Genomic DNA, 3,135 nt, shown 5'->3' with positions numbered 1-3,135 from the left:
CCGCCACCCACGTCGCCGAAGCCGTCGCGGCCGTTGAGCGCGCCACCCACCAGGCTGATCTGCCGGATGCCGAAGCCAGAGCCCGCCGAGAACAGGAAGTTCGGCCGGTTCAGGTGACGGTGCATGTCGATCAGGGTCGGTTCCGACTGCTGCTTGGTGCGGTCAGTGGTCAGCAGGTTGGTGCTCGAATTCAGGTAGAAGCGCAGACCGGCCAGGCCCATGGCGCCCTGCTGGTCAAAGATACCGGTGGCATAGAGCACCATGCCCGGGATGTCGGTCAGCAGCGCTTCGACCTGGACGTCGCCGCCCAGCTCATTGCCGCGTGAGTAGCTGACGCCGCCGCCGAGACGGAGGTTCGGGTTGGCATAGACCGACAGGCCGGCACGGCCGTAGAGGCCTTCGATGGCGTCGCCCGTCTCGTAGCCGACCATGCCTTCGAGGGTGACATTGTCGAGATAATATTCGGCGATCGCCGCGACGCCGTATTGCGCCACGCTGTCGACATAGACGCCGCCGGCGGCGACGCCGATCAGGAACTTCTGCGGGTCACGGTAGAACAGCTGGGCGGCGCCGCCGGCAAAGCCGATCTCGTCCGCAGTCACGCCGGCGACGCCGTCGACCTGCAGGCCGAGCTGATCGCCCAGCGGAATGGTCAGGCTGGGTGCACCGCCATAGGTGCCACCGTTCTCGTCCGCGCCACCGAAGAAGTCGAGGCGGAAATTGGATTCGGCGACCGCGCGGTTGCCGAGGCCAAACTGGTCGCTCGAAACAGGAACCGCGTCCTGTGCTTCTGCTGCCGGACTGGCTGAGAGAAAGACCGAAACGAGCAGCGCTCCATGACCGACGGACACCAAGAGCCTGCGCCAGGCAGTGATTGATTTTCCGTGTTTCGATTTTGCAGTCATTTTAGACCCCCTTACGCCCCACTGCGGCAGGAACTTTGTCGACCGACCGATAAACATTCATGTTGGCAACAATATAACCCGGTATGATTTATTGTCACTTGGTTTGCACTGGTGCCGCCAGCCAATTTGAACCGCGCCGGGGTTGTCGGAGGCGAGTTGATTTGAGTCACGCCGCCCACGCCTCTGGTCTGGTTCCCGCGCCTTCTCCATGGCGCTCGCGGATCCAGTCGCAACGGGCGAGCTTGAGGAGGAGCCCGCCACGCGAGGCCATGGACGACACGGAAGTCGGTATCCTCGACATGGGCATCGTGGCGAAGCCAGGCGGCGCGGACGCGCGCTTCGAAGCGCTTCTGGCGACACAGCGTCAGTTCGCGTTCAAGCGGCCGGGCGACGGGCGCCACTACTTATTTCATCAGCGCTCGCCAGGCGAACCAGACGAGGAAAAGGCCGATGACGGTCACCACATAGCCGGGGCCCGTGTCGATGAAGAACAGGACTTCGTCGAGGATGGCCCCTGGGCTGCTGTTCGACAGTGTGTTCAGGAAGTGCATCGCTCTATTCCCCTCCCCCCCGCCAGGGCAGGGGCTTGACGACCGATAAATATTCATATTGGCGGCAACATACACCAAAATGATTATTTGTCACCCCATCTTTCGCCGGCTGCCGCCAGCCGATTCACCCAACCCTGGGCGTTGTGAACGAGGCGGTCGAGAAGGGCGTCTGCCAAGGTGGGATCGTCAAGATCCTCAACGCCACTTTGCAACGCGGCCGGTCCACTTCATGCGCACTCCCATCGCCCAACGGCCTCTACAAGGCCGTGGCGCTCCTTCGAGACCGTCGAGTTCACGCCCCTCGAATAGGTGGGCTGGTTCAACAATCTCGGTCTTCTAGAGCCGATCGGATATATCCCGGTCGAGGCAGAACGGCGATATTATGCGCAGCGAGACACAGCGAAGGAGGCATGTCGCATATGAAACCGGAACTGGACCATGCTGCCGCCATTGCCAAGGCATTTTTCGGCAAACAGCATCCGCTGTTCAACGCCTTCGGCATCGATGTGGTGGCAGTGGCCAACGCCAAGGCTGAAATGACGATGCCGTTTTCCGAGACGCTGGCCGATGGCCGCGGAGCGTTGCACCGGGGCACCTTGGTGACTCTGCTCGACACGACGTGCGGACTGGCCATCTTCTCCGCGCTCGGCTCACTCCGGCCGATCGCCACCATCGACCTGCGCGTCGATTACCTGCGTCCTATTCCGGCGGGCAGTGGCCTGCGTGCGGTGGTCGAATGCATCGACCGGACGGACAGTGTCGCCTTTATCGCCGGCCGAGGCTATGCGCTAGATAACAAGACGCCGCTTGCAACGGTTACCGGCTCCTTTGCCATCGATACCCTGGGGCCGGCGTTCGACTCGACGCAAGGGAGTGCAGCATGACGGAATTGGCGCGGGAAATGCCGGAGTGTACGGCGGTACCTTTTCATCAGTTTCTGGGATTGACCGAGGAGACCGTGGACGGCAAGACTCGTTACTTCATGGATTTTTGCGAAGTTCATGTCGGCAACCCCATGATCCGGACTTTCCATGGTGGCGTTCTTGCCAGCTTTGGCGAAGTGGTTGCAGCTACTCATCTGGCACGCTCCTTGGGGAGGGGTGAGCTGCCGACTTGCTCCACGCTTACCTTCGATTACCTGCGGCCGGCTTTCGCCGGCACGATTTGCGCCGTGCCAAATGTCGTGCGGACGGGGAGGCGCATTACCACCGTCTCGGTACAACTACGCCTGGAAAACAAGCTGGTGTGCATCGGGCGCTTCCTGTTTTCCGTTGGGGCATGAACGGTGGCCGGCTCCAAATCGGAATACCCCGGATAGCGTCGGAATCCGCATGTAGAGGGGGCCACTACACTAACCACGGATCTCTGCTTCCAGCTGGATGAAGCACGGGGGTCAGGTCAGTTCGGCCGATGATGCCTACTGCGACGTATTGCCGCTACCATCTACGCCACGCTTTCCTCTGTGGTGCTTCCACGTCGCTTCCACGGGCTCGGCTGGGCGGATTGGAAAGACAACAAAAAGCCCGCCAAGCGATTGCTTGTGCGGGCTTTATTTGGTTGCGGGGGCCAGATTTGAACTGACGGCCTTCAGGTTATGAGCCTGACGAGCTACCGGGCTGCTCCACCCCGCGCTGGTGGTGGTGGACATTGTGAGGATCTGTATGCTTTGCAGGCCTGGC

General features: G+C 61.4%; 4 protein-coding genes, 1 tRNA gene and 1 pseudogene. 3 read left to right on the top strand and 3 right to left on the bottom strand.

Features of this window, described 5'->3' with window-relative positions; all coding sequences use genetic code 11:
- Both WAZ62_RS04590 and WAZ62_RS04585 read right to left on the bottom strand, forming a co-directional pair.
- The coding region (locus tag WAZ62_RS04590) for a hypothetical protein (RefSeq protein WP_422642342.1) at window positions 1-851 on the bottom strand (851 nt) is incomplete at its 3' end.
- A 458-nt stretch (window positions 852-1,309) separates the two neighbouring features.
- Window positions 1,310-1,456: a hypothetical protein gene (locus tag WAZ62_RS04585; RefSeq protein ID WP_166646478.1), complete on the bottom strand. Its 147-nt coding sequence runs from the start codon at window positions 1,454-1,456 to the stop codon at window positions 1,310-1,312.
- Between the two features lie 264 nt (window positions 1,457-1,720).
- Here WAZ62_RS04585 and WAZ62_RS04580 point away from each other — a divergent pair.
- The 3 genes and pseudogenes from WAZ62_RS04580 to WAZ62_RS04570 form a co-directional block, all read left to right on the top strand.
- Window positions 1,721-1,879: pseudogene (locus WAZ62_RS04580) on the top strand (IS3 family transposase); the annotation flags it as partial.
- The gene (locus WAZ62_RS04575) at window positions 1,876-2,340 is read left to right on the top strand and encodes a PaaI family thioesterase (protein WP_109920204.1); all 465 of its coding nucleotides are present in this window, start codon (window positions 1,876-1,878) and stop codon (window positions 2,338-2,340) included. The pseudogene WAZ62_RS04580 and the gene WAZ62_RS04575, both read left to right, overlap by 4 nt.
- Window positions 2,337-2,738, top strand: a complete 402-nt coding sequence (locus WAZ62_RS04570) for a PaaI family thioesterase (protein ID WP_109920203.1) — start codon at window positions 2,337-2,339, stop codon at window positions 2,736-2,738. The genes WAZ62_RS04575 and WAZ62_RS04570 overlap by 4 nt, the downstream gene beginning before the upstream one ends.
- Window positions 2,739-3,010: 272 nt before the next feature.
- Here the strand turns inward: WAZ62_RS04570 and WAZ62_RS04565 are convergent.
- Window positions 3,011-3,087 (bottom strand) — tRNA-Met (locus tag WAZ62_RS04565).
- Between the last annotated feature and the right edge of the window lie 48 nt (window positions 3,088-3,135).

Source organism: Zavarzinia sp., assembly GCF_049306435.1.
GTDB lineage: Bacteria > Pseudomonadota > Alphaproteobacteria > Zavarziniales > Zavarziniaceae > Zavarzinia.
Note: the sequence above shows the minus strand (reverse complement) of the source record. Positions and strands in the feature narration are given on the sequence as shown.

Bases quoted from the DNA above. Each gene is read 5' to 3' on its own strand.
- WAZ62_RS04585 (WP_166646478.1), bottom strand. From the start codon at position 1,456: ATGCACTTCCTGAACACACTGTCGAACAGCAGCCCAGGGGCCATCCTC.
- WAZ62_RS04575 (WP_109920204.1), top strand. From the start codon at position 1,876: ATGAAACCGGAACTGGACCATGCTGCCGCCATTGCCAAGGCATTTTTC.
- WAZ62_RS04570 (WP_109920203.1), top strand. From the start codon at position 2,337: ATGACGGAATTGGCGCGGGAAATGCCGGAGTGTACGGCGGTACCTTTT.